At 71.6% G+C, this 24,494-nt stretch carries 24 protein-coding genes; 15 read left to right on the top strand and 9 right to left on the bottom strand.

What is annotated here, in order from left to right; translation table 11 throughout:
- The gene (locus tag AWQ71_RS26730) at positions 1-966 is read right to left on the bottom strand and encodes a TIGR03557 family F420-dependent LLM class oxidoreductase (protein ID WP_067137882.1); all 966 of its coding nucleotides are present in this window, start codon (positions 964-966) and stop codon (positions 1-3) included.
- Between the two features lie 138 nt (positions 967-1,104).
- Between AWQ71_RS26730 and AWQ71_RS26725 the strand changes: the two genes are divergently transcribed.
- The 5 genes from AWQ71_RS26725 to AWQ71_RS26705 are packed head-to-tail and all read left to right on the top strand — an operon-like array spanning position 1,105 to position 5,210.
- The gene (locus AWQ71_RS26725) at positions 1,105-1,998 is read left to right on the top strand and encodes an ABC transporter ATP-binding protein (protein WP_067137880.1); all 894 of its coding nucleotides are present in this window, start codon (positions 1,105-1,107) and stop codon (positions 1,996-1,998) included.
- Entirely contained in the window at positions 1,998-2,765 is a 768-nt protein-coding gene (locus AWQ71_RS26720; protein ID WP_067137879.1) for an ABC transporter permease, read from the top strand. The genes AWQ71_RS26725 and AWQ71_RS26720 overlap by 1 nt, the downstream gene beginning before the upstream one ends.
- A 24-nt stretch (positions 2,766-2,789) precedes the next feature.
- Entirely contained in the window at positions 2,790-4,007 is a 1,218-nt protein-coding gene (locus AWQ71_RS26715) for a sensor histidine kinase (RefSeq protein WP_157570589.1), read from the top strand.
- Positions 4,004-4,609, top strand: a complete 606-nt coding sequence (locus AWQ71_RS26710) for a response regulator transcription factor (RefSeq protein WP_067137877.1) — start codon at positions 4,004-4,006, stop codon at positions 4,607-4,609. Before AWQ71_RS26715 ends, AWQ71_RS26710 begins: the two co-directional genes overlap by 4 nt.
- Before the next feature lie 46 nt (positions 4,610-4,655).
- Positions 4,656-5,210, top strand: coding sequence for an AAA family ATPase (locus AWQ71_RS26705; protein ID WP_067137876.1), 555 nt, complete (start codon positions 4,656-4,658; stop codon positions 5,208-5,210).
- Between the two features lie 17 nt (positions 5,211-5,227).
- On the opposite strand, the gene AWQ71_RS26700 is transcribed toward AWQ71_RS26705, so the two are convergent.
- Entirely contained in the window at positions 5,228-5,650 is a 423-nt protein-coding gene (locus tag AWQ71_RS26700; RefSeq protein ID WP_067137874.1) for a hypothetical protein, read from the bottom strand.
- 160 nt (positions 5,651-5,810) lie between these two features.
- On the opposite strand from AWQ71_RS26700, the gene pip reads away from it, so the two are divergent.
- From pip to AWQ71_RS26670, 6 genes are all read left to right on the top strand, one after another.
- Positions 5,811-6,773 carry a prolyl aminopeptidase gene (gene pip, locus AWQ71_RS26695; protein ID WP_067137873.1) on the top strand — a complete coding sequence of 321 codons (963 nt, stop codon included), beginning with the start codon at positions 5,811-5,813 and terminating at the stop codon, positions 6,771-6,773.
- A 29-nt stretch (positions 6,774-6,802) separates the two neighbouring features.
- Positions 6,803-7,534, top strand: a complete 732-nt coding sequence (locus tag AWQ71_RS26690) for an MOSC domain-containing protein (protein WP_067137872.1) — start codon at positions 6,803-6,805, stop codon at positions 7,532-7,534.
- Positions 7,535-7,588: 54 nt separating this feature from the next.
- Positions 7,589-8,341: an SAM-dependent methyltransferase gene (locus tag AWQ71_RS26685; protein ID WP_067137871.1), complete on the top strand. Its 753-nt coding sequence runs from the start codon at positions 7,589-7,591 to the stop codon at positions 8,339-8,341.
- Between the two features lie 177 nt (positions 8,342-8,518).
- On the top strand, positions 8,519-9,703 hold the full coding sequence (locus tag AWQ71_RS26680) for an acyltransferase family protein (RefSeq protein WP_084259322.1): 1,185 nt from the start codon (positions 8,519-8,521) through the stop codon (positions 9,701-9,703).
- A gap of 142 nt (positions 9,704-9,845) precedes the next feature.
- Positions 9,846-10,040 (top strand): DUF5999 family protein, encoded by a 195-nt coding sequence (locus AWQ71_RS26675; RefSeq protein WP_067137868.1) that lies wholly within the window; start codon positions 9,846-9,848, stop codon positions 10,038-10,040.
- A complete protein-coding gene (locus AWQ71_RS26670) occupies positions 10,037-10,570 on the top strand; it encodes an ATP-binding protein (protein ID WP_169806633.1) in 534 nt (177 codons plus the stop codon). The genes AWQ71_RS26675 and AWQ71_RS26670 overlap by 4 nt, the downstream gene beginning before the upstream one ends.
- Here AWQ71_RS26670 and AWQ71_RS26665 read toward each other — a convergent pair.
- The 3 genes from AWQ71_RS26665 to AWQ71_RS26655 form a co-directional block, all read right to left on the bottom strand.
- Entirely contained in the window at positions 10,559-10,987 is a 429-nt protein-coding gene (locus tag AWQ71_RS26665) for a nuclear transport factor 2 family protein (RefSeq protein WP_067137971.1), read from the bottom strand. The genes AWQ71_RS26670 and AWQ71_RS26665 overlap by 12 nt on opposite strands.
- Positions 10,988-11,105: 118 nt before the next feature.
- Positions 11,106-13,109 (bottom strand): bifunctional rhamnulose-1-phosphate aldolase/short-chain dehydrogenase, encoded by a 2,004-nt coding sequence (locus tag AWQ71_RS26660; protein WP_067137864.1) that lies wholly within the window; start codon positions 13,107-13,109, stop codon positions 11,106-11,108.
- A 149-nt stretch (positions 13,110-13,258) separates the two neighbouring features.
- Positions 13,259-14,668 carry an ATP-binding protein gene (locus AWQ71_RS26655; RefSeq protein ID WP_067137862.1) on the bottom strand — a complete coding sequence of 470 codons (1,410 nt, stop codon included), beginning with the start codon at positions 14,666-14,668 and terminating at the stop codon, positions 13,259-13,261.
- A 172-nt stretch (positions 14,669-14,840) separates the two neighbouring features.
- Between AWQ71_RS26655 and AWQ71_RS26650 the strand changes: the two genes are divergently transcribed.
- Entirely contained in the window at positions 14,841-15,692 is an 852-nt protein-coding gene (locus tag AWQ71_RS26650; protein WP_067137860.1) for an alpha/beta fold hydrolase, read from the top strand.
- 78 nt (positions 15,693-15,770) lie between these two features.
- Here the strand turns inward: AWQ71_RS26650 and AWQ71_RS26645 are convergent, their stop codons facing one another.
- Positions 15,771-15,998 carry a hypothetical protein gene (locus AWQ71_RS26645; protein ID WP_067137854.1) on the bottom strand — a complete coding sequence of 76 codons (228 nt, stop codon included), beginning with the start codon at positions 15,996-15,998 and terminating at the stop codon, positions 15,771-15,773.
- Between the two features lie 141 nt (positions 15,999-16,139).
- Here AWQ71_RS26645 and AWQ71_RS26640 point away from each other — a divergent pair, with 141 nt between their 5' ends.
- A complete protein-coding gene (locus tag AWQ71_RS26640; protein WP_245658477.1) occupies positions 16,140-18,104 on the top strand; it encodes an MMPL family transporter in 1,965 nt (654 codons plus the stop codon).
- A gap of 92 nt (positions 18,105-18,196) precedes the next feature.
- Here the strand turns inward: AWQ71_RS26640 and AWQ71_RS26635 are convergent, their stop codons facing one another.
- Both AWQ71_RS26635 and AWQ71_RS26630 read right to left on the bottom strand, forming a co-directional pair.
- Positions 18,197-19,081: a hypothetical protein gene (locus AWQ71_RS26635; protein ID WP_067137852.1), complete on the bottom strand. Its 885-nt coding sequence runs from the start codon at positions 19,079-19,081 to the stop codon at positions 18,197-18,199.
- A 101-nt stretch (positions 19,082-19,182) separates the two neighbouring features.
- Positions 19,183-19,920 carry an MBL fold metallo-hydrolase gene (locus tag AWQ71_RS26630; protein ID WP_067137969.1) on the bottom strand — a complete coding sequence of 246 codons (738 nt, stop codon included), beginning with the start codon at positions 19,918-19,920 and terminating at the stop codon, positions 19,183-19,185.
- Between the two features lie 230 nt (positions 19,921-20,150).
- Here AWQ71_RS26630 and AWQ71_RS26625 point away from each other — a divergent pair, with 230 nt between their 5' ends.
- Both AWQ71_RS26625 and AWQ71_RS26620 read left to right on the top strand, forming a co-directional pair.
- A complete protein-coding gene (locus AWQ71_RS26625; protein WP_067137850.1) occupies positions 20,151-20,975 on the top strand; it encodes a putative RNA methyltransferase in 825 nt (274 codons plus the stop codon).
- Between the two features lie 172 nt (positions 20,976-21,147).
- Positions 21,148-22,863: a S9 family peptidase gene (locus AWQ71_RS26620; RefSeq protein WP_067137967.1), complete on the top strand. Its 1,716-nt coding sequence runs from the start codon at positions 21,148-21,150 to the stop codon at positions 22,861-22,863.
- Here AWQ71_RS26620 and AWQ71_RS26615 read toward each other — a convergent pair.
- The gene (locus tag AWQ71_RS26615; RefSeq protein ID WP_067137848.1) at positions 22,838-24,370 is read right to left on the bottom strand and encodes a SpoIIE family protein phosphatase; all 1,533 of its coding nucleotides are present in this window, start codon (positions 24,368-24,370) and stop codon (positions 22,838-22,840) included. The two genes, AWQ71_RS26620 and AWQ71_RS26615, sit on opposite strands and share 26 nt — an antisense overlap.
- Between the last annotated feature and the right edge of the window lie 124 nt (positions 24,371-24,494).

Raw genomic sequence — 24,494 nt, 5'->3', positions numbered from 1 at the left:
TCACAGGCGGCGCAGCGTCGCCAGCAGCTCCCGTTCCGCCCATTCGAAGAACCCCTTCTGGTGCCGCTGCCCGATCTGGACCAGGGCGACGTGGGTGAACCCGGCGTCCATGTACGTGCGCACCGCCTCCACCACCGCGTCCACGTCCGCGCCGCAGGGCACCTTCGCCGCGACGTCCTCGGGCCGTACGGTCCCCGCGTACGCGTCGAAGTTCACCGGTGCGGGCAGCTCGGCCATCACCTTCCAGCCCGCCACCGACCAGCGCCACAGCCGGTGGGCCCGCTCGACGGCGGCGTCCCGGTCGGTGTCGTAGGAGATCGGGAGCTGGCCGTAGACCGGCTTGTCCCGGCCGCCCTCGGCGAAGAACTTCGCGACCAGCGCGGCGTCCGGATCCACGGCGACCAGACCGTCCCCGTACTCGGCGGCGATCTCGACGGACTGCTCGCCCGAGGCGGCGACGGCGATCGGCACCGGCTGGTCCGGCAGGTCGTACAGGCGGGCCGAGTCGACGTCGAAGTGCGCCCCGCGATAGCTCGTGTAACCGCCCTCGAACAGCTCCTGGATGATCTCGATGGCCTCGCGGAACATGTCGTGCCTGGTGTTGACCGGCGGCCAGCCGCGGCCGATCACGTGCTCGTTGAGGTTCTCGCCCGCCCCCAGACCGAGCGTGAACCGCCCTTCGGACAGGACGCCCACCGTGGCCGCCTTCTGCGCGACCACCGCCGGGTGGTACCGCATGATCGGGCAGGTGACGTACGTCATGAGCGGCAGCCGCCGCGTCGAGACGGCCGCCGCGCCCAGCACCGACCACGCGTACGGCGCGTGTCCCATCTCCTCCAGCCAGGGGAAGTAGTGGTCGGAGATGACGGCGTAATCGAAGCCGACCCGTTCGGCGGCGACGACGTCGTCGACGAGCTGCCGGGCGGGTGTCTGCTCGGTCATCATCGTGTACCCGATTTGCACCATGGGGCACGGATACCCGCCTCACGTCCGCCCTCGCCGGGGCGGACGGTCTCTTTGCCGGAACCGGTTCCGGGGCGGTTCCGGGGCAAGTCGTGAATTTTTCACTGCCGCCGCGCGGCGCGGCTCCGAAGAATCGGAGCCATGGAAGCGATCCAGGTGGACGGGCTCAGGAAGAGCTACGGCGACTTCGAGGCGGTCCGGGAAATCTCCTTCTCCGTCGCCCGCGGCGAGATATTCGCCCTGCTCGGCAGGAACGGCGCGGGCAAGAGCACGACGCTGGAGATCCTCGCCGGGTTCCAGCGCCCCGACGGCGGCACCGTACGGGTGCTCGGCCTCGACCCGGTGAAGGACCGGGGCAAGGTGCGCAAGAGCACAGGGATCATGCTGCAGGAGGCGGGCTTCTTCCCCGACCTGACCGTGGCGCAGACAGTGGACTCCTGGCGGCAGCTCGTCCCGGCCGCCCGGCCGCGCGCCGAGGCCCTGGAGCTGACCGGGCTGACCGCCAAGGCGGGCACCAAGGTGCGCCAGCTCTCCGGCGGCGAGAAGCGGCGGCTCGACCTCGCGCTGGCCACGCTGGGCCGTCCCGACCTGCTCTTCCTGGACGAGCCGACGACGGGCATGGACCCGGAGGCGCGCAAGGCCACCTGGGACGTCGTCACGGATCTGGCGGCGCACGGCACCACCGTGTTGCTCACCACGCACTACCTGGAGGAGGCCCAGCGCCTCGCCTCCCGGATGGCGATCATGGACAAGGGCGCCATCGTGGCCGCCGGCGGCATGGCCGAGACGCTCGCCGCGCAGACCGGGCGGGTGGCGTTCGAGCTGCCCGCCGGCGTGGAGATCCACGACCTGCCCGTGGAGGTCACGGCCGTGGAGGGCGGCACCGTGATCTGCCGGGTGCCCGACCCCGATGTGGCCGCGCAGACGCTCCTCGGCTGGGCCGGCGAGCGCGGACTGCGGCTGCGCGGCCTGGAAGTCCGTACGGCGACGCTCGAAGACCTGTTCCTCGACCTGGCGAGCAAGGAGAACGCGTGATGACGGCTCGTGAGACCCTGGCGGTCGCCCGCCTCGGCGGCCGGATCTACTGGCGGGACAAGCAGGCGCTGACCGCGACCGTGCTGACCTCCCTGGGGCTCGGCATCGGCCTGCCGGTGCTGATGGACCGGGTGCGTGCGGGAGACCCCTCGGTGGTGGCCGCCCAGTTGCTCGGCATGCTGGCGGTGGTGCTCACGCTCAGCGGGTTCAACCAGAGCGCCGTCTCGCTGACCGCACGGCGCGACCAGCTCATCCTCAAGCGACTGCGCGCCACCGGGCTGGGCGACGGCGCGGTGCTCGGCGGTGAGCTGCTCAACATCATGGTCCAGAGCGTGCTGATCGCGCTGGTCACGACGGTGGCGGTGGTGAGCCTCACCTCGGCCTCTGCACCGCGCGACCCGATCCTGTTCGCCGTCTTCGTGGTGCTCGGCGCGGCCGTGATCACGCTGCTCGGGGCCGCCTGGACCACGGTCATCCCCCGGGCCGAGGTGGCCGCCCCGATGAGCATCCCGTTCTTCATGATCGCCGGGCTGGGCGCCGGGGCCTTCGGGCCGATGGGCCAGCTCCTCCCCGGCTGGCTGACGACCGCGCTCGACCTGCTGCCCACCGCGGCGGTGGTCAAGGTGGGCAGGGCGACCTTCTCCGACGGCACCTTCGCCGGCGACCTCCAGACGGCGGCGGTGCCCCTGCTGATCCTGAGCGTCTGGGCGGCCATCGCGCTGCTGGTGATCAGCCGCCGGTTCCGCTGGGAGCCGCGCCGCTCGTAGGCGCCCCGCCATAATCAACCCATCATGCGTATAACGCCCCAGGGGCTCGCGATCACCGTGGTCGGCACGATCTCGGTGGGGTTCACGGTCAACCTGATCGCCTCGGTCCTGATGTTCGGCTCCCCGCTGCACGACGGGATCATGGTCGTCGCGATGGCCGGGTTCTTCGTCCCCCACTACCTGCACATCCGCGCCGCCCTGCGCGGACAGGCTTTCCGGGGGTTCCCGGTGGCCCTCCTCGTGCAGGCGGTGGCCACCTACGCGACGTCCCTCGCCTTCGGCGACCTGTGGTTCTTCTGGATCGCCCCGATGGTCCCGATCCTCATGGGCTCGGTGCTGATCCGCCTGCGGTTCGCCGTGGCCCTGCCGATCGTGGCCGGCGCGATGGCCGTCCACGCCTGGGTGTTCACCACCGTCCCGCCGGACGGGAACCTGTCGAGCGGGTTCTACTTCGCCATCACCGTCTTCGTCACCGGATTCGTGACCTACGCGGTGATCCGGCTGGTGGTCGTGACCAGGGAGCTGGAGCGGGCCCGCGCCGACCTGGCCGAGGCGGCGGTGCTGAAGGAGCGGCTGCGCATCTCGCGTGATCTCCACGACGGCCTCGGGCACAGCCTGTCCGCCATCGCGCTGAAGGGCGATCTCGCGCGGCGGCTGGTCGAGCGCGACCCCGCCGTGGCCGCCGGCGAGCTGGAGGAGCTCGTCCGGGTCGCCAGGGACGCCGCCCAGGACGTACGGCAGGTGGTCCGGGGGTTCCGGGAGATGTCGCTGTCGCAGGAGGTCGATCGGGGCGTGGCGCTGCTCACGGCCGCGGGCGTCCGCTGCCACGTCAACCTCGTGGACGTCGAGTGGCCGAAGGCGGTGGGCGAGACCCTGGCCTGGGGCGTGCGCGAGGGGGTCACCAACGTCGTACGGCACAGCCGCGCGACGACCTGCTCGATCACCACCTCGCGGCGCGGCCGGGCCGTACGCCTTGAGGTCGTGAACGACGGCCGCGTCGAGGAAGACGGCGGCCCCTCACCCGTCCCCGGTGCTTCCGCCGGCGGCCGGGGTGGCGGCGGCAGCGGGCTGGCGGGCCTGCGGGAACGCGCGGAGCAGGTCGGCGGCTCGGTGGTCGCGGAGCGGGTCGGCGACAGCGGGTTCCGGCTCGTCATGGAGATCCCCGTGCCCGACGCGTCCTCCCAGGGGACGGCGGACGGTTCCGGGACATCGGAGCTTTCCCGGCCGGAGGTGACCGGATGATCAAGGTGCTGCTCGCCGAGGACATGCATATGATCAGAGCGGCCCTGACGGCGTTGCTGCGCCTCGAATCGGACATCGAGGTGGTCGCCGAGGTGACCCGGGGTGACGAGATCGTCCCCGAGGCGCTCCGCACCCGTCCGGACGTGGCGGTCGTCGACATCGACCTCCCCGTCGTGGACGGCATCACCGCCGCGGCCGAGTTGCGCGGCCTTTTGCCCTCCTGCCGCATCCTGGTGCTCACCGCGATGGGCCAGCCCGGACAGGTACGGCGTGCCCTGCAGGCCGGCATCGAGGCGTTCCTGGTGAAGGACGCCCCCGGCGACCGGTTGGCGGACGCGATCCGCCGCACGGCCCAGGGGCTGCGCGTCCTGGATCCGGAGCTCGTCGCGTCCGCGATGGAGTACGGCGCCAGCCCGCTGACTCCCCGGGAGGCGACCGTGCTCAAGGAGGCGGCCCACGGGGCGGCGGCGGAGGAGATCGCGGCCCGGCTGCACCTCTCCCCGGGCACCGTGCGCAACTACCTGACCAGCGCGATCACCAAGATCGGCGCACGCAACAAGATCGACGCCATCCGGGTGGCCCAGGACGCCGGCTGGCTGTGACGGGGCGGCCGGAAGCCGCACCACGTGAGAACGAGGAGGCGGCCGGATGCCGGTCCGAGCAGGAGATCCCGGGGAGTTCGTCGTCATCACCGGAGGGCCCGGTTCAGGGAAGACGACCCTGATCGACCGGCTTGAGCGCGCCGGGTTCGCGCGGTCACACGAGGCGGGACGCGCGATCATCCAGGACCAGACCGCGATCGGCGGGCGCGCCCTGCCCTGGCGCGACCCGGAGCTGTTCGCCGAGCTGATGCTCTGCTGGGAGCTGCGCTCGTACCAGATCGCGCGCGGCCGGCCGGGGCCGGTCTTCTTCGACCGCGGAGTGCCGGACATCGTGGGATATCTGCGTCTCGAAGGGCGCGCGGTGCCCGATCACGTGGACGCCGCCGCGCGGACCTTCCGGTACCACCCGCGCGTCTTCATCGCCCCGCCCTGGCCCGAGATCTACCGCCGGGACGGCGAGCGCAGGCAGTCGCCCGACGAGGCCGAGCGGACGTACGCCTCCATGGTCGCCGCGTACACGGAGTACGGGTACGAGCTGGTCACGCTGCCGCGCGGCTCGGTGGAGGAGCGGGCGCGCTTCGTCAGGTCCGAGATCGGCTGATCCGCGAAAAGTACGGGTCAGTCGCGGCGGCCGAGCTCCTCGCAGAGGAGGCTCGCCCCGATGCCCACCAGCCAGGTGTCCTTGGCGATGGCGACGCCCTCCTGCGTCGGCCGCAGGCTGCCTTCCTGGCGCAGGCCCGGCGTCTTCAGGTAGAGGCCCATCAGCCCGCCGGCGAACGCGGTGAGCGCCGCCCCGGCGACGACGGAGGGGACGACCGGGAGCAGCAACGCCACGCCGAGCGCGATCTCGCTCTTCGACAGCAGCTTGGCGAAGGTCATCGGCTCCATGTCCTTGAGGAAGGGATAGGTCCCGGACGCCATCCCGTGCAGCGCGGCGGCGGTCTCCTCGTCCGCCGACGCCTTGCTGAGTCCCGAGTTCAGCATGAACAGCCCGGTGGCCAGCCGTACGGGGATCTGGTGTGGCCGGACAAGAACCCGCATGTCGTCCCCCGAAGAGTGATTTATCCGGTTTCTTCGCCCTACCCGATGAGGTCGTGGCTATCCGTCGAAGGGGCGCTCATCGCGGCTCCCGCCCCCGATCGGCCCCGTCGCGATCGGCGGGACTCCGCTCCAGGCGCCTTGTACGGCAGGATGGCCGCTCATGAGGACGCTTTATCCGCCGATCGAGCCCTACGACTCCGGCCTGCTCGACGTCGGCCACGGCAACCAGATCTACTGGGAGATCTGCGGCAATCCGGAGGGCAAGCCCGTCGTCATGGTGCACGGAGGCCCGGGCGGCGGCTGCACCGCCGACCACCGCCGCCAGTTCGATCCGGAGGCGTACCGGATCGTGCTGTTCGACCAGCGCAACTGCGGGCGCAGTCTCCCGCACGCGTCCGACCCCGCGGTGTCGCTGGAGGACAACACCACGGGGAACCTCGTCGCCGACATGGAGCGGCTCCGCGAACTCCTGGGGATCGACCGCTGGATGGTCTTCGGCGGGTCGTGGGGCAGCGCGCTCTCCCTGGCGTACGCGCAGACCCATCCCGACCGGGTGTCCGAGCTGGTGCTGCGCGGCGTCTTCACGCTGCGGCCGTTCGAGCTGCGCTGGTTCTACCAGGAGGGCGCCTCGATGGTCTATCCCGACCAGTGGGAGAGCTACGTCGCGCCGATCCCGGAGGACGAGCGCGGCGACCTCATCGCCGCCTTCGCCCGGCGGCTGAACGATCCCGACCCGGCCGTACGGATCCCCGCCGCACGGGCGTGGAGCGTCTGGGAGGGCTCGACCATCACGCTGCGCCGCGATCCCTCGATCGTCGCCAAGCACGCGGACGACGACTACGCCGTGGCGTTCGCCAGGATCGAGTGCCACTACTTCGTGAACGGCGGCTTCTTCACCGAGGGGCAGTTGATCCGGAACGTCGATCGGATCAGGCACATCCCCTGCGTCATCGTCCAGGGGCGGTACGACATGTGCACCCCGGCGGTCACCGCCTGGGACCTGCACCGGGCGTGGCCGGAGTCGGAGCTTCACATCGCCGACGACGCCGGACACGCCTACACCGAGCCAAACATCCTGGACCGACTCATCGAGGCCACCGACCGGTTCGCCCGGCACCACTGATCTTCCCGGGGCGCATCTAGGATCGAGGCATGCATCGGGGAACCGTGGACGGCCTGCACCGCTGGCCGGTCAAGTCCTTGCGCGGAGAGCGCCTCTCCGCCGCCCTCCTGGACCACCGAGGCCTGGCCGGCGACCGCGCGTACGCGCTGATCGACGAGCGGCCGGCGCACGCGGGCAAGCGGCTCACCGTGCGCCAGTCGCCGCCGATGCTGGCCTGGGAGGCGGCCTACCCGGCCACCTGCGACGGCTCCCCCGAGCCGCCCGGCCCTCCGGTGCTCTACTCGCCCGGCGGCGTGCCGTGGGCCTGGGACGACCCCGGACTCCCCGCCGAGCTGGCGGAGTCGTACGGCGTGCCGCTGTCGCTGCGGGCGGGGGACGGCCAGCAGGATCGGGGCCCGACGGTGCTGGTCACCTTCGCGGCGTCGTTGCACCGCCTGGAGGAGGAGCTCGGCGCGAAGGTCGAGCTGGAGCGGTTCCGCCCCAACGTCCACCTCGCCACCGGCGCGCCCGCGTTCGCCGAGGAGTCCTTCACCGACGGCACGGTGATCACGGTGGGTGAGGCGGTCCTGGAGGTGACCGGCGACCACGCGGGCCCGTGCATCCGCTGTGCCGTGCCGAGCTGGGACCCGTACGGCCGGGAGCGCTGGCCCGAGCTGCAGAAGCACCTGATCGCGGCGCACGAGAACAAGTTCGGCGTGATCATGCGGGTGACCCGGCCCGGCACGGTGCGCACCGGGGACCCCGTGGAAGTGCGGCATTAGGGCGATGCCGTTATTCGGTGGCGTTCCCGGCAAAACGCACGAGACAGTGTGCGGATGGAACGTGACCTGATCAGCCACATCGCGCACGGCGACCACCCGATCGCCTCTCCCATCAGTGAGGCGCACATCGACCGCCTAATCACCCGGGCGAAGCTGCCCGAGGGCGCGCGGATCCTCGACCTGGGCTGCGGCGGCGGGGAGTGGACGCTGCGGGCGCTGGCGCTCTGTCCGGACGCGACGGCGGACGGTGTGGACATCTCCGCGCACGCCCTCGACTCCGCCGCCCAAGCGGCGAAGGAGCGGGGCGTGGCCGACCGGATCCGCCTGCACCGGGTGTCCGCGACCGAGTTCGGCGGTCCGGAGGGCGGCGAGCCGTACGACCTGGTCATGTGCATGGGGGCGACCCACGCCTTCGGCGGGCTCGTCCCGACGTTGGAGGCGGTCGCCGGTTTCCTGCGCCCGGGCGGCCTCGCCCTGGTCGGCGAGGGCTTCTGGGAGAGCCCGCCCACCCCGGACGTCGTCGGCCTGCTGGTCGACGACCCGGACGACTACGCCGACCTCGCCGGGACGGTGGCACGGGCCGAGGGCGCGGGTTACGTGACCGTCTACGCGCACACCAGCGAGCGCGGCGAGTGGGACGAGTACGAGTGGTCCTGGACCGGCACCCTGCTGCGCTGGGCCGAGGAGAACCCCGGCGCCGACGGCGAAGCGGCGCGCGAGGCGGCTCTGGCCCACCGCGACATGTGGTTGAACGGCTACCGGGACGTCTTCGGCTTCGTCTCGCTGCTGCTGCGCCGTACGCGGTAGGGCGGGGAATTTCGCGCCGGTTGGCGCGACCGTCGCGGAGGCGCTCGCGGCGCGGAATCCGCGCCGCGGCATTCTCCAGATCGGGCAGATCTGACCACATCTCGTTGAACTGGTGTAATTTCCCCAAATCGGGAACTCTTCTGCGATCCCCAAGAAGCATCGTTTAATGTGGCATAAGTGTCTATTGACGATCAGGTGGCCATAACCAGATACAGGTGGTTGGACGCCCTGCGCGGGCTGGGCGCCACAGCGGTGCTGCTCGAACACATGACCTACCGCTTCCTGCCCGAGATCCGGCCGACCTGGTTCAACCTGGGGAACTACGGCGTCCTGGTGTTCTTCCTGGTCAGCGGCTACATCATCCCCGCCTCGCTGGAGCGCAGGGGGGACGTGCGGGCGTTCTGGATCGGCCGGCTGTTCCGCCTCTATCCCCTGTACGTCCTGACCATCGCCGTCGTCCTCGCGATGACGCCGATCCAGCCGCTGCGCCCCAACATCGACCCCGTCGGGCACATCACGATGCTCATGGAAGTCACCGGCTCGTGGGCGTTCACCGAGCCGATGTGGACCCTTTCCTACGAGATGGTCTTCTACCTCCTCGTCACCGCCCTTTTCGTGGCCGGTGTGCACCGGCGCAGTGGCCTGTTCGCCCTGGCGTTCGCGGCGCTGTCGGTGCTGGTGGCGTTCGTCATGCCGACCCGGGGCCTGCTCGGCGGCCCGGTCGTGCCGGTCATCGCGCTCGCGGTGATCGTGGCGAGCCTCGGAGGCGTGCTGTTCGGCGCCGGTCGGGTCCGTACGGCCGGGGCGTTCGGGTTGGGCGCCCTCGCCATCGGGCTGATCGTGGTCGGCAGCCGGGTGCCCTGGCAGGGGGCGATGGTCCTGGCGGTCATGTTCACCGGCACGGTGATCTACCGCTGGGAGCGCGGTGAGATGTCGGGGATGTGGCCGGTCCTGGGCGTCGCGTTCCTGATCTGCCTGACGCCGTTCCTGAAGCCGGTGACGGTCAACGGCATGGCCAACCTGGCGACCGTCGCACTGGCCGGGGGCACGTTCTGGCTCTTCCACGCCCTGCGCGGGCGCCGGATCCCGTACGCCCTGGCCTGGCTGGGGTTGATCAGCTACTCCGTCTACATGCTGCACATGCCGGTGCTGCGGCTCTTCATGATGGTCTCCGGCAACCCGCTCAGGTTCTCCTGGCCGGTCCAGCTCGGGCTCGGTCTCGCCGCCTTCGCGTGCATCTGCGGCGTGAGCTGGCTCACGTACCGGTTCGTGGAGCTGCCGATGCAGGGACTCGGGCGACGCCTGGCGAGGCGGCGTCCGGCGCCCCTCACCCCCGCCCCGGAGCGCATTACCGTCTCTTAGCCCAGGTACGTAGATGCAAATACGTACCCATACGGGGGTTTATCCCCTCACGACCTGGGGGTGTCTCTCGGCATCCTGATGGTGGAAGAAAACCACGACGACCGGCCATGACGACCAGCGAGGATCTACCAAGGACACGACCATGTGCGAGCACCGACCTTCCTGCCCTTCCGCCTACGCCTCCGACCACGAGGCGGCCGTCCTGGTGGCGTACCACCCGGAACAGGGATGGGGTCTGCTCTGCAACGGCGTGGTGGTCTTCGACGACAACGGCGAGCTGCTGCCCGACGGGCGCGGTCTCCCGGCCGATCGGAAGCTCACGGGGTGTACGTCATGACTATCGACATCGCGACGGCGGGGGTTCGGAACGTCCCGCCGGCCTCTCCGCTCTCCGCGCGACGTAGTTGGGCCGTGAACTGGGACCAGGACTGGGCCACGGCGCAGGCCCCGGCCGAGGCCCCCGGCGGGTCGGAGCCGGGCGCGGACTTCACCGCCACCTGGGAGCTTCCGCAGCGCCTCGCCTCCACGTGCATGGCCCGCCGGGTGACCCGCGCCCGGCTCTCCGCCTGGGGCCTGCCCGACGAGACGATCGACCTCGCCGAGCTGCTCGTCAGCGAGGTGGCCGGCAACGCGCTGCGGCACACCCACGGGCCGGTCCTGCTCTCCCTCTCCCTGGCGGACGGCCTGCTGCGGTGCGAGGTCGAGGACGCCGACCGGAACCTGCCGCGGCCGTGCGATCCGGGCCCGGACGACGAGCGCGGCCGGGGCCTGGACATGCTGCGGCAGCTCTCCTGCTGCTGGGGCACCGTCCCCACGTTCACCGGCAAGGTCGTGTGGTTCGAGCTGCCCGAGAACTCAGAGTTCTGATCCCGGCAGCAGCCCGAGCTGGGCGAGCAGCTCCAACTGGTCGAAGTAGAAGCGCAGGCTGACGATGAGCCCGCTCTCGACCGTGCACATGGAACAGCAGCGGAGCTGGATGGGACGGCCGGTCCCGGGGACCGCCCGCCCGCCCGGCATCAGGTAGGTGCCCGCGTGGGTGCCCACCATCATCACTTCCTCGGCCGCCAGGTCGCCGTTGTCGACGGTCTCCCAGACCAGGGCGCGTATGTCGGGGAACGCGGCGAAGAAGTGCCCGATATAGGAGGCGATCTCCTCGTGCCCCTCGGCGGGGCCCTCCGGGCTGACCCACACAGCCCTTGGACTCACGACCCGCAACAGCGCGTCGATGTCGTGGGCGTTGAACGCGGCCGTGTGCCTGTTCAGGACCTCCCGGGCCTCCGTCATGGCGTCCCCCTGCCCGATCCGGCGACCCTCGAACGCGGAGATCCGGCGCGCGGACGCCACCCATCGCGAGAGGTGGCGTCCGCGCTGTCCGCGCTGTTTCAGTGGCGTCCGCGCTGTTTCAGCGGAGGAAGGCCGCCGCCACGCCGGCGTCCACCGGGATGTGCAGTCCGGTGGTCAGCGACAGGTCTCCGCCGGTGAGCGCGAAGACCGCCGCCGCGACGTGCTCGGGCAGCACCTCGCGCTTGAGCAGGGTCCGCTCGGCGTAGGACTCGCCGAGCTTCTCCTCCGGCCCGCCGTACGCGGCGGCCCGGTCGGCACCGCAGCCGGGGTCGACGCCGTTGACCCGGATGCCGTGCTCGCCCAGCTCGGCGGCGAGCAGCCGCACCTGGCCGGCCTTCGCCGCGCCGTACGCGACGGTGCCGGGGCCGGCGGAGACGGAGTTCGGGGACGAGATGGAGACGATGTCCCCGCCCATGCCCTGGTCGATCATGATCCGGGCGGACTCCCGGGAGACCAGGAACGAGCCGCGCGCCACGACGTCGTGCTGGAGGTCCCAGTCCTGGACGGTGGTCTCCAGCAGGGAGCGCGACAGCGACAGGCCCGCGTTACTGACGATCAGGTCGACGCCGCCGAAGGCCAGCACGGCCTCCCGGAAGGCGGCGGCGATCTGCTCCTCGTCCGTCACGTCCACGCCCGCGGCGACCGCCGCGTCCGAGGGCCGGTACGCGCGGGCGCCCAGCTCGGCGGCGACCTTCTCGGCGGCGGCGAGGTCACGGTCGGCGACGACCACGCAGGCGCCCTCGGCGGCGAGCCGCCGCGCGGTGGCGGCGCCGACGCCGGAGCCGCCGCCGGTGACCAGGGCGATCCGCCCGGCCAGCGGCTTGGGCGCGGGCAGGCGGCGCAGCTTGGCCTCCTCCAGCTCCCAGTACTCGATGCGGAACTTCTCCACCTCGGGGATCGGCGCGTACGTGGAGACCGCCTCGGCGCCGCGCATCACGTTGATCGCGTTGAGGTAGAACTCGCCGGCGACCCGGGCGGTCTGCTTGTCCTTGCCGAACGAGAACATGCCGACGCCGGGGACCAGCACGATCGCCGGGTCGGCGCCGCGCATGGCGGGCGAGCCGGGGACGGCGTGCCGCTCGTAGTAGGCGCGGTATTCCTCGCGGTAGGCGGCGTGCCGCTCGCGCAGCCGCGCCACGGCCTCCTCGATCGGCGTGCCGGCCGGCACGTCGAGCACCATCGGGACGATCTTGGTGCGCAGGAAGTGGTCCGGGCAGGAGGTGCCGAGCGCGGCCAGGCGCGGGTGCTCGGCCCGGGACAGGAAGTCCAGGACCGCGGGGGTGTCGGTGAAGTGGCCGATCTGGCGCACGTCGGTGCTCGCCAGCCCCCGGATGATCGGGAACAGCGCGGCGGCGCGGGCGCGCCGCTCCTCCTCCGGCAGCGGCTCGTAGCCGGACAGCACCGGCCCGAACGGCTCGGGCTCGCCGTGCTCGGCGACGTACGTCTCGACAGTGCGGATGATCTCCAGCGAGTTGGCCTCGCACTGGGCGGAGGTGTCGGCCCAGGCGGTGATGCCGTGGCCGCCCAGGATGCACCCGATGGCCTGCGGATTCTCCTCCTTGATCGCGGCGATGTCCAGGCCAAGCTGGAAGCCGGGCCGCCGCCAGGGCACCCAGACGACGCGGTCGCCGAAGATGCGCCGGGTCAGCTCCTCGCCGTCGGCGGCGGCCGCGACGACGAGGCCGGCGTCAGGGTGCAGGTGGTCCACGTGCGCGGCCTCGACCAGGCCGTGCATCGCGGTGTCGATGGACGGCGCGGCGCCACCCTTGCCGAAAGCGCAGAACTCGAACGCGGCGACCATCTCGTCCTCGCGTTCGACGCCCGGGTAGACGCCGGTCAGCGCGCGCAGCCGGTCCAGGCGGAGCACGGCGAGGCCGGCCTCGGTCAGCGTGCCGAGGTCGCCGCCCGACCCCTTCACCCAGATCAGCTCGACGTCGGACCCGGTCGCCGGGTCGACGGCGATGCCTTTGGCCGAGGTGTTGCCTCCGGCGAAGTTGGTGTTGCGCGGGTCGGACCCGAGCGCGTGCGACCGGTTCAGCAGCTCTTCAACCGGCGAAGCCATGAAATATCCCCCCAAAGTGTGCCAATACGCCCACGATGGTGTCAGGCGCCCCGGCCGACCTGGCAACCGCCCACCCGCTCCTGTGCCAGATGACCGCCGACGCCACCGGCCTTCCCGTGGCCGCCGCCCCGGTGGGGGCCGTTTCGATCTCACCGCCACGCCCGGACCAGTTCCTCCGGCCCGTATGCCGCCACTCCGGAACAGGCGACCCCGCTCCTGGACACCGCGACCAGCGGAAGCGCGCGGTCGGTCAGCGCGGCGCGCTGCCGGATCAACCGCTGGAGGTCGTGGTCGTCGAACGGACTTTCCAGCCACTTGATTGACCCGACGAAGCGCAGTTCCTTGGCGATGGGCGCGCGGTCGGCTCCGACAATGTCGATCTCCACGTCGTTGCCGCGCGTCCAGTAGGCGCCGATCGCCTCAGCCGCCGGAAGCCGGTCGTCGGGCAGCAGCCGGGCCAGCGCCTCGCGTACCAGGGGCTCGATCGCCCGCCCGCGCCAGCTGCTCCAGCCCGCCGCGATCCGCCGCAGCGTGAGATCGCCCCTTCGGCGTTCGATCTCGGGGATGTGCGGCCCGACGAAGCGGAGCCAGAAGCGGAGGTAGGGGTCGGTGATGCGATAGCGGCTTTCCTTGGAGGGGCGGGTCGAGAGCGGCAGCTCCGACGTGACCACCCCCTTGGCTGTCAACAGGTCGGCGGCCCTGCTGAGCGTGGAGTGCGCGATGCCGCCGGCCGCCCTGGCGATGTTGCTGTACGTCCGCTCCCCGCTCCCGAGGGCGCCCAGCACCTCTCGCGCCATCGCCTGGCCGGGGAACTCGGCCGCCAGCGATCTCTCCGCGGAGACGATCAGGGCCGAGACAGGATTGGTCAGCGCGCCGTTGAGGAATTCCCCGAGCGCCGCCCCGCGTCTCCACTCGGCGCACACCAGCGGCAGTCCTCCGGTGACGAGGGCGGCGTCCAGGGCGGCGGTCGCGTCCAGGCCCAGCATGTCCTGGATGTCCGCCGGATTGAGCGGCTTTATCACCATCTCGGTCCCGCGCTGGTGGAACGGCCGCTCATAACTGTTGAGCGCCTCCATCATGGCCAGATCCGAGCCGATAAGGATGAGCAGCACGGGCTTGCGGCTGAGATAGCGGTCCCACGCGCGTTGCAGCAGCCCCTCGAAGGCGTCGACCCGCTCCATCAGGTACGGGACCTCGTCGATCACCAGGATCGAGGGAGCGTCGTCGGGGACGGCGTCCGCGAGGAGCTGGAGCGCGCTGTTCCAGTTCGCCGGGGCGGCGTCGGCGAACAGGCCGCGATGGGGCAGCGACGAGGCGGCGACGTCCGCGAGCAGTTGTTCCAGCTCCTGTTCCGCGCTCCCCCGGGCCGCCGTGAAGTACAGGTGGGGCAGACCGCTGCGGCGGAGGAACTCCTCGGCGAGCGCCGACTTGCCGATCCGTCTCCGGCCTCGCATCAGCACGCACTGGCCCGGATTCGCGTGGCCCAGGCCGGATTTCACCCGGTCGAGCAGACCCTGGAGGCTGGCGAGTTCCGTGTCCCGCCCGATGAAGTCGGCCATGCAGTTAGTATCGCAACGAATAGTATCGCTGGCGATAGTATCTGTGATCGAAGTATTCCTTCGAGGCGGCGCAGCACGTGCCGGCGCGGGCCAGGGCCCGGGAGTTCCCGACCATCACGATCACCGGAATAATCGATCGCCTCGCTCGGGAACCCGTTGCCATGATCTGACCATGCCTCTCTTTTCAGCACATGACGGAACCAGCCTCGCCTACCACGAGTACGGATCGGGCACTCCGCTGATCTGCCTGCCGGGCGGCCCGATGCGAGAGTCCGCCTACCTGGGCGAACTCGGCGGCCTGTCCGCCAATCGGCGACTGATCCTGATGGATCTCCGGGGCACCGGCGGGTCCGCGTTACCGGAGGACAGCGGCTCCTACCGCTGTGACCGCCAGGTCGACGACGTCGAGGCGCTGCGCGAGCACCTGGGTCTGGAACGGATGGACCTGGTCGCGCACTCCGCGGGCGCGAACCTCGCCGCGCTCTACGCCGCCCGGAGCCCGGAGCGCATCGGCAGGCTCGTGCTCGTCACCCCGAGCACCAGGGCGGTCGGCCTCACGCCGACCGCGGAGATCCGGCGTGCGGTGACCCGGCCCCGCGCGGCCGAACCGTGGTATCCGGCGGCGTCCGCCGCCCTCGAAGCGATCATCGCGGGCGATGCCGCGGACGAGGACTGGGAGGCCGTCACCCCCTTCTTCTATGGCCGGTGGGACGCGGTGGCGCAGGCCCATCAAGCGGTCGAGGACGAGCAGCGGAACGGGGAGGCCGCGGCGGCCTTCGCCGCCGAGGGCGCGTTCGACCCGGACGCCACCCGCTCGGCGCTGGCCGGGTTCCCGGCGCCGGTGCTGGTGCTCGCCGGCGAGGTGGACCTGGGCGCCGCCCCGCAGGTGATCACCGAGTACGCCGCGTTGTTCCCGAACGCCGAACTCGTCGTACAGCCGGGCGGCGGACATTTCCCGTGGCTCGACGACGCCAAGGGGTTCGTGACCGCCATCGAGGCGTTCCTGACCCGGCACGCCGCGTAGCCGACCCGATGAATTCGCAGGTGAGAGCGGCACATCGAGGGATGGAATCGCCGGCGATACCGTCCGCGATCGAAATGATCAGGCCTCTTCGAGGCGGCGCAGCAAGTGCTGGCGCCTCAGTTCGAAGTCCTCGATCAGCGCCTCCTGCTGCTCCACATTGGTGAACAAGGCGGACATCTCGGCGGCATCGGTGGTGCCGTCGCGGCGCTCGCCGATCTCGCGGCGCAACTCCTTCACCTCTTGGCGCAACCGCGCCAGGTCCGCATCCACCCGCTCCAACTGGCTCCGGTAGTCCGGCTCGCTCATGGCTTCCCGCCCGTCGTCGTCACCCCTTCTTCAACGACATTCCACCAACAGACCGGACTAATCGGACTTTCGGCACCGCATGTGTCGAACTCCTCCTCATGGGGGACGATGCCGTCGGCCGGCGTGCCGGGGTTGAACAGGATGTGGGCCGGCAGCACCCGGCCCTCGGAGCACGTGCGCACGCCGTACGACAAGGAGCCGTCGCCGGTCACCGAGGACGGCGGGACGGCGCTGGTCCAGTTCGACATGAAGGGTGAGGGCGGCACCGCCAAGGAACGGGTCCAGCCGGTGCTCGACGCGGTGGCCGGGGTGGCCGCCGCGCACCCCGGCCTGCGGATCGAGCAGGCGGGCGGCGCGAGCTCGGACAAGCTCATCGGCGAGGCGATCGACAAGGACTTCGTCCGGGCCGAGCAGTTGTCGCTTCCGATCACCCTGGGCATCCTGCTCGCCGCGTTCGGCGCGCTGCTGGCCGCGGTGGTCCCGGTCGCGCTCGCGATGACGGCGATCTTCTCCGCCACCGGGCTGCTGGCCCTGACCAGCCATCTCCTGCACGTGGGCGACGCCACGACCAACGTGATGCTGCTGATCGGCCTGGCGGTCGGCGTCGACTACTCGCTCTTCTACATCATGCGTGAGCGGGAGGAGCGGGCGAAGGGCCGCGATCGGCGCAGGGCCATGGAGATCCCGGCCGCCACGTCGGGCCGGGCCGTGCTCGTCTCCGGCGTCACGGTGATCGTCGCCATGGCCGGGATGTTCCTCACCGGCAACGGCGTCTTCATGGGCTTCGCCGAAGGCACGATCCTCGTGGTGCTGACGGCCGTGGTCGGCTCGCTCACCGTGCTGCCCGCGCTGCTCTCGCTCATCGGCGACAAGATCGACGCCCGGGTGGTCCACGGGGCGGTCCGCGCCGCCACCGGCGGCCGGGTCACCTGGCGGCGCGTCCTCGGCGTACGCGGCGGCGAGAGCCGCTTCTGGGGCGCGCTCCTCGGCCCGGTGCTGCGCCGTCCCGCGATCTCCGCCCTGCTGGCGGGCGGCCTGCTCGTGGCGCTGGCGATCCCCGCCGCCGGCCTGAAGACCGGCCCGCAGACCATCGACGACCTCCAGGGCGACTACGCGATCGCGCAGACCTTCAAGCGGATCGACACGGCCTTCCCCGGCGGCAACGAACCCGCCGTCGTCGTACTCAAGGCGGCCGACGTGACGACCCCGGAGATCACCTCGGCGATCGCCGAGTTCAAGAAGCGCGCGTTCGCCACCGGGGAGGCGAACGAGCCGTTCGCCGTCTCGGTCAACCCCGGCAAGACCGTCGCGCGGATCGCCGTCGGCATCAAGGGCACCGGCTCCGACGCCGTCTCCGAGCACGCCGTACGCACGCTGCGTGAGCGGGTCATCCCCGCGACCATCCCCGGCGCGCACGTGACCGGCGCCACGGCGGGGTCGATGGACTTCAACGAGCAGCTCGGCCGGAGCCTGCCTCTCGTGTTCGGGTCCGTGCTGCTGTTCGCGTTCGTCCTGCTGCTGGCCTCGTTCCGCTCCCTGGTGGTCGCGATCAAGGCCATCGTGCTCAACCTGCTGTCCGTCGCGGCGGCGTACGGCGTGCTCGTGCTGGTCTTCCAGAAGGGGTACGGCGAGAGCCTGCTGGGCTTCCACTCCACCGGCACGATCACCGACTGGCTGCCGCTGTTCCTGTTCGTGATCCTCTTCGGGCTCTCGATGGACTACCACGTCTTCATCCTGAGCCGGGTCCGTGAGGCGTACGACAAGGGCATGCGCACGGAGGACGCGGTCGCGCACGGCATCAAGAGCACGGCCGCCGTGGTGACCAGCGCGGCGCTCATCATGGTCGCGGTGTTCGCCACGTTCGCCACGCTGTCGCTGCTGACGTTCATGCAGCTGGGGGTCGGCCTGGCGGTGGCGGTCCTGATCGACGCCACGATCGTGCGGGCGGTGCTGCTGCCCGCGACGATGAAGCTGCTCGGCGACTGGAACTGGTACCTGCCCCGATGGCTCCAGTGGCTGCCGCGGTTCTCCCACGGCGAGGACGAGGCCGAGGACGAGGACCGGCCGGCGTCCGACCGGGACCGCGTCGCCGTCCCGGTCGGCTGACGCCGGGGGTACGGCGGCGCAGGGCGCGGAGGCCGGCAGGCCACCGCGCCCGAGCCGTCACGCGGCGCCCGGAAATCCGGAAATCCGGAAAGTTACGAGATCAGGCCGAGCAGGCCGAACTGGCGGGCCTCGGCGGGCTCGATGATCCGCTGGATCTCCTTCAGGTTGCCGTCGAGCACCGCGATGGTGTTGTTCTTGGCGCCCTTGACCCGCACCGCGAGCCGGCCGTCCTTCGTGTAGAGCGCGCCGATGAGGCTGCCCTTGACCGGCAGCTTGATGGTCGCGCCGGTCATGGTGTCCACCAGGGTGGGACGGAAGGCGAGCGGCCACGTCCCGTCACCGCCGGGGGCGTTCGCGCCGATCTTGTTCACGATCACCCGGCGGCCGTCGGGCGACAGGCTCTGGACGTGGTTCGCGAGCTTGATCCCCGCGGCCCGCCGAGACTTGCCGGTGGTCGTGTCGAGGAGGAAGACGCCGTCGGTGCTCCCGGCGTAACCCGCGAGGTAGCGGCCGCCGGCCGACCAGGCGAGGTGGCACACGCCGTACGTCTTGGCGATCGTGCGGCGGTTCTTGCCGTCTGCGCCGACGATCGCGATGGGGGCCATCGACTCCGCCGCGGTCATCGCGTACGCGATGCGGGTGGAGTCGGCCGACCAGACGGGGGTGGCGCACGGAATGCCGGCCACGGCGCCCTTGGCCACGACGGCGTCCTTCGTCCCCTGGGTCACGTGCAGTCTGCCGTTGTCGTCGATCCAGGCGACCTTCTTGCCGTCGGGCGCGGCGGAGAACTGGAACAGGCCGCGGACCTTGGTCGTGGAGGTGAATCCCCGGCCCGGCAGGTACGTGTAGACCGTGGCGCCGGATCCCCCGTACCCCACGAAGGTCGCCCCGCCGACCTGCTTGGCCGCCGCCTGAGCCGGCGCCGGGATCGCAAGGAGGGGGAGAGCCAGCGCGGATAGTGCCGTCATGATTCGCATAGCCGTAACGACTATCGGATCGCCGCCGCCACCGGCAATCCATATCACCTCTTGTCCACAAAAAACGCGATTTGTAGGGATTTCGCCCCGAGTGCCGGAAATCAGCGCGCGGACGTCGGCGTGAAGGGCTCGGGGAAATGGCCGGTGGCGAGGACGGCGACCCGCTCAAGGAGGGCCATTCGGCTCCGCGCCGCCAGCTCCGGGTCGTCGTCGTAGACGTAGGTGATCGAGGGGTCGCGGAGCTGCACCGGATGGAGCACCACGTCGCCGCTCAGCGCGAGATCGCCCACCTCGACCGTCTGGTGCCCCGGGGTGTGGCCGGGCGTGTGGACGGCGGTGATCCCGGGGAGCAGCTCCGTCGTCCCGTCGAGGATCTGCAGCGAGTCGCGGAGCGGGGCGACGACCTGGTCGAACATCGGCCCGCGCGCCCAGTCCAGATCGGCCCGTTGTACGGCATGGCGCGCGTTGGGGAAGGCCGGGCCGTCACCGCCGACGCAGCCGCTCGCGTGGTCGCTGTGCAGATGGGTGAGGACGACCAGGTCCACGTCCTCGGGGGCGACGCCGACGGCGGACAGCTCCTCGGGCAGCCGCCCCGGCACGGGCGCCCAGCTCGCCGCGGGCGACCCGGTCCCGCCGATCCCGGTGTCCACGAGGATGGTGCGCCCTGCCGCCCGCAGCAGGTAGCAGTGGAAGTGGAGGATCCACTCCTCACCCTCCTCGAACGTCCCGCCGGGGAACATCTCGGGCAGCGGCTTCCGGATGTGCGTCCCCATCGGCCCGACGGCGTCGCACAACGGGACGACCTCGACACCGGACACGATCTTCGTCTCATGCGGCATGGCGTCCACAATAGGGAGGAAACGCGCGCGCACCACCAGGGTTTCAGCCGTGGGGCCGGCCCAGCCCTTGGTAGGGTCTTGGCGTTCGCGATAACCAAGCGGACTCGCCGCCGGGCTGCGGTGACAGGGCGTGGAGACCTTGCCGTCAGGCGGTCTGTGCGGCGCCGACCACCGACCTCCAGGTTCGGATCTCCCCGGCCTTCAGCTGTGGGGAGGAAGTCAAGGGACCCATGCTCGCCGACGTGATCGACCACCTGATCTGCCCGGTCTGCCGGGAAGGGCTGGCGCTGACCGGGGGCACGGTCCGGTGCGGGCACGGGCACAGCTTCGACGTCGCGCGCCAGGGATACGTCAGCCTGCTGACCGGGTCCGCGGCGCCCGGCACGGCCGACACCCCCGCGATGGTGGCCGCTCGCGCCGACTTCCTCGCCGCCGGGCACTACGCGCCGCTCGCCGACCGGCTCGCCCGGCTCTGCGCGGACGCCGCCGTGGTCGCGGACGCGGGGGCGGGGACCGGCTACTACCTGGCCCGCGCCCTGCCCGAGGCGGCCGTCGGCATCGCCCTCGACATCTCCCGGCACGCGATCAAGCGGGCCGCGCGGGCGCACCCCCGCGTCGGCGCCGTCGTCGCGGACGTCTGGCGCCCCCTCCCCGTACGCGACGCGAGCGTGGACGTGCTGCTCAACGTGTTCGCGCCGCGCAACCCCGCCGAGTTCGCCCGGGTGCTGCGGCCGGAGGGCACGCTCGCGGTGGTGACCCCGGACGCCGGGCACCTGCGCCCCCTGGTGGAGCGCCTGGGCCTGCTGTCGGTGGACGAGGACAAGGAACGGCGGCTGGAGGCGGCGCTCGGCGACCGGTTCGCGCGCTCCGGACGCGAGGCGGTCGAGGTCACGCTCGACCTCTCCCATCCGGAGGTCGAGGCCGTGGTGGGGATGGGGCCGAGCGCCTGGCACACCGACCCCGCCACCCTGGCCGGCCGGGTCCGCGACCTGCCCGATCCGGTACGGGTGACCGCGTCCTTCCGGATCACCACCTGGGCGCGACGAAACTCCTGATACTGCTGCGACCAAAGGGACATTTCCCCAGAAATTCCGGTTTAACTTCCCGGCATTCTCCGGCGATTCCGCAGATTCGCGGGACATACTTGACGCGACCCCGCCGGCACCGAATCCAGGAGGCCGCGTGAAAGGCGAGGAACGCTGGCAGGCCAGGTTCCGGGCCCCGCGCATGACCCTGCCGATCTGGGCCAGGCAGGCGCCGCACCGGGCCGTCTACCGCAGCGACGCCTCGGGCGCCTGGGAGATCCACGCCTGGGACCGCTCGACCGGGCGCACCCGCCAGGTGACCGACCGCCCCGGCGGCACCGCCCGCGGCGCCATCGACCCCACCGGCCAGTGGATCTGGTGGTTCGCCGACACCGGCGGCGACGAGTACGGCGGGTGGATGCGCCAGCCGTTCTCCGGCGGACCCGACGTGCCCGTGAACGCGCCGCCCGGCCACCCCGGCGGGCTCGGGCTGTCCGTCGCGGGCGGCGCCGCGGTGGGACGCTCCGGCCGGGACGGCTTCCAGGTCCTGCTCGTCCGCGACCAGGAGGAGCCGGTCACGATCTACGAGCACGCCGAGCACGCCTCGGTCGCCGCGATGTCGCTCGACGGGTCCCTCATCGCCGTCGAGCACAGCGAGCAGGGCGACTCGCGCCACCCGGCCCTGCGCGTGATCAGGGCGAACGGCCGCACGGTCGGCGAGCTGGACGACGGCGCGGGCAAGGGCCTCACCGGCGTCGGGTTCGCCCCCGCGCTCGGCGACCGGAGACTGCTCGTCCTGCACGAACGACGCGGCCGGCGCGAACCGCTGGTCTGGGACCCGCAGACCGGCGCGCTGCGCGAGATCTGGCTCCGCGTGCCCGGCGACATCGACGCGACCTGGTACGACGACGGCCGGGCCCTGCTCATCGTGCACAACCACCGCGGCCGCACCGAACTGCTGAGATATGACCTCACCGGAGGCGGGCTCACCCCCATCGACACACCGCGCGGCGTCATCGAGGCGGCGGCCCCACGCCCCGACGGCAGCGTCGAGTACGCGTGGTCGAGCGCCTCCCAGCCCCCGGTGATCCGGTCGAGCAAAGGCCACGTGGTGATGAACCCCGGCCGGACGGCCCCGGCCTCGGTGCCCGTCGAGGACGCCGACATCGAGGGTCCCGGCGGGCGGGTCCACGCGCTGGTCTCCCGGCCCGAGACCGGCGCCCCGCCGTACCCCACGGTCTTCCTGCTGCACGGCGGCCCGGCCGCGCGGGACGGCGACGCCTTCCTGCCCGCCGTCGCCGCCTGGGTGGACAGCGGGTTCGCGGTGATCCGGGTCAACTACCGCGGCTCCACCGGGTACGGCTCCGCCTGGCGCGACGCCCTGCACGGCGACGTCGGGCACATCGAGCTGGCCGACGTGACAGCCGTGCGCGAATGGGCGGTCCGCCGGGGCGTGGCCGACCCCGAGCGGCTCGTCCTCGCCGGATCCTCGTGGGGCGGCTATCTCACGCTGCTCGGCCTGGGCACCCAGCCGAAGATCTGGGCCGCGGGCATCGCCGCGTCACCCATCGCCGACCACGTCGCCACGTACGAGGACGAGACGGAACGGCTGCGCGCCCACCACCGGGCGCTGCTCGGCGGCTCACCCGAGGAGCTGCCCGAGCGGTATGCCGCGTGCTCCCCCATCGCCTACGCCGACCTGGTGCAGGCGCCGCTGCTGGTCCTCGCCGGGGAGAACGACCCGCGGTGCCCGATGCGGCAGCTGGAGGGCTATCTCGACGCGCTCGCCAGGCGCGGCCACCAGGCCCGCACCCACCGGTACGACGCGGGACACGGCACCCTGGTGGTGGCCGAGCTCATCCGCCAGATGTCACTCCAGATCGACTTCGCGATCAGGGCGCTCGCAGAACGAGAATAGCCAGGTCGTCGGCGCTCGGCTCGGGCGCGAAGTCCTGGCAGGCGCGACGGATCCGCTCGGCCACGGCGCGCGCCGACAGGTCCACGCACTCGGCCAGCAGCTTGGCCAGCCCGCCGTCGTCGTCGAGCAGCCGCGCGCCGCTGCGCCGCTCGGTCACCCCGTCGGTGACCCCGAGCAGGACGTCGCCGGACTCCAGCCGGACGCTCTCCTCGTGGAACTCGGCCTCGGGGAAGACGCCGAGCAGGGACTGCGGCGACGCCACGGCCTCCACCACGCCGCTCGGCCGCAGCCGCAGCGCCTCGGGGTGCCCGGCCGACACCAGGCTGATGTCCAGGCCGCCCTCCGTGCGGGTGATCTCGCCGTGCAGCAGCGTCAGGAACCGCGCCCGGTCGCCCTCCTCCAGGATCGCCTGGTTGAGCCGGGCCACCACGGCGGCGACGCCGTACCCCTCCCGGGCGAGCAGGCGCAACGCGTGCCGGGCCAGGCCGGTGACCGCCGCCGCCACCGGTCCGGTGCCGCAGACGTCGCCGATGGCGAAGCGCCAGACACCGTCGCCCACCGGGAACAGGTCGTAGAAGTCGCCGCCGACCTCGTTGGTCTCCCCCGCCGGCTCGTAGATGACATGCGAGTCCAGGCCGGGCGTGTGCGGTTCCTCCGGCGGCAGCAGGCTGCGCTGGAGCGCCAGGTTCGCCGCCGCCTGCTGCGCGTACAGCCGGGCATTGTCCATCGCGAGAGCGGCCCGCCGGCAGAGGTCCTCGGCGAGCTGCATCCCCTCGTCCGGGAAGCGGTCGCTGCGGCCCAGGCACATGACGCCGAGCCGCCGCCCGCGCGCGGTCAGCGGGAAGGCCAGCGCCTGCCACTCGCCCACGTGCAGCACGGCCGGCCCCTCCCCCGGCGGCATGACGATCTCGGCGAGCTCCTCGCGCAGCGTGTCCAGCTGAGCCTCGTCGGCGTGCCAGAGGTAGGCCGGGACCACCTCGCCCGACCTGCGCTCCATCGTGTAGACCGCGCACCAGGTCGCGAGCCTCGGGACCACGATCTGGGCGATGATCGCCGGGACCATGTCCGGGTCGAGCGTGCCGGCGAGCAGATCGCTGGCGTCGGCGAGGAAGCCGAGCCAGCCCGGCCCGTGCGTCGGCTCGCCCACCCAGTCGTCACTGGTACGGCCGACGCCGCCGGGGAGGTCGATCCTCGCCCACCGGGTGCGGCTCGCGCCGTTGAACGTGACCCCCCAGGAGATGGCGTTCGTGGGCGGCTCGGGCACCTCGACGTCGCTCTTCTCGCGCACCTCGACCTGCACGGAGTCGCCGTGGTGCACCCACATGACCTCGAACGGGCCGTCGCCCGCCTCCCGCACCAGGTCGCCGGCGAGCCGTTCGGCGTCGCCACTCACAGACATGGCCGCCCACGCGGTCATCACCTCGCGCGTGAACCGCCTCGTGGCTGGTACGGCTTCGTCGCCCGGCGCGAAAGACGCGGCGAGCACGGCTCGTGGGGTAGTCGTCACCGATTCCGTGTTATCACACTTCCCCCTGACCCTCGTAAAACAAGCAGACGACTACATTCCACGGAACGTGACAGACTGGCATGAGGTTCGTGCCAGTCGCGGTGCCCTTCGCCGTGCCCGCCGG

This window comes from Microtetraspora malaysiensis (assembly GCF_001528665.1).
In the GTDB taxonomy this organism is placed as follows: domain Bacteria; phylum Actinomycetota; class Actinomycetes; order Streptosporangiales; family Streptosporangiaceae; genus Microtetraspora_A; species Microtetraspora_A malaysiensis.
This window is presented reverse-complemented; position numbering and strand designations above follow the sequence as displayed.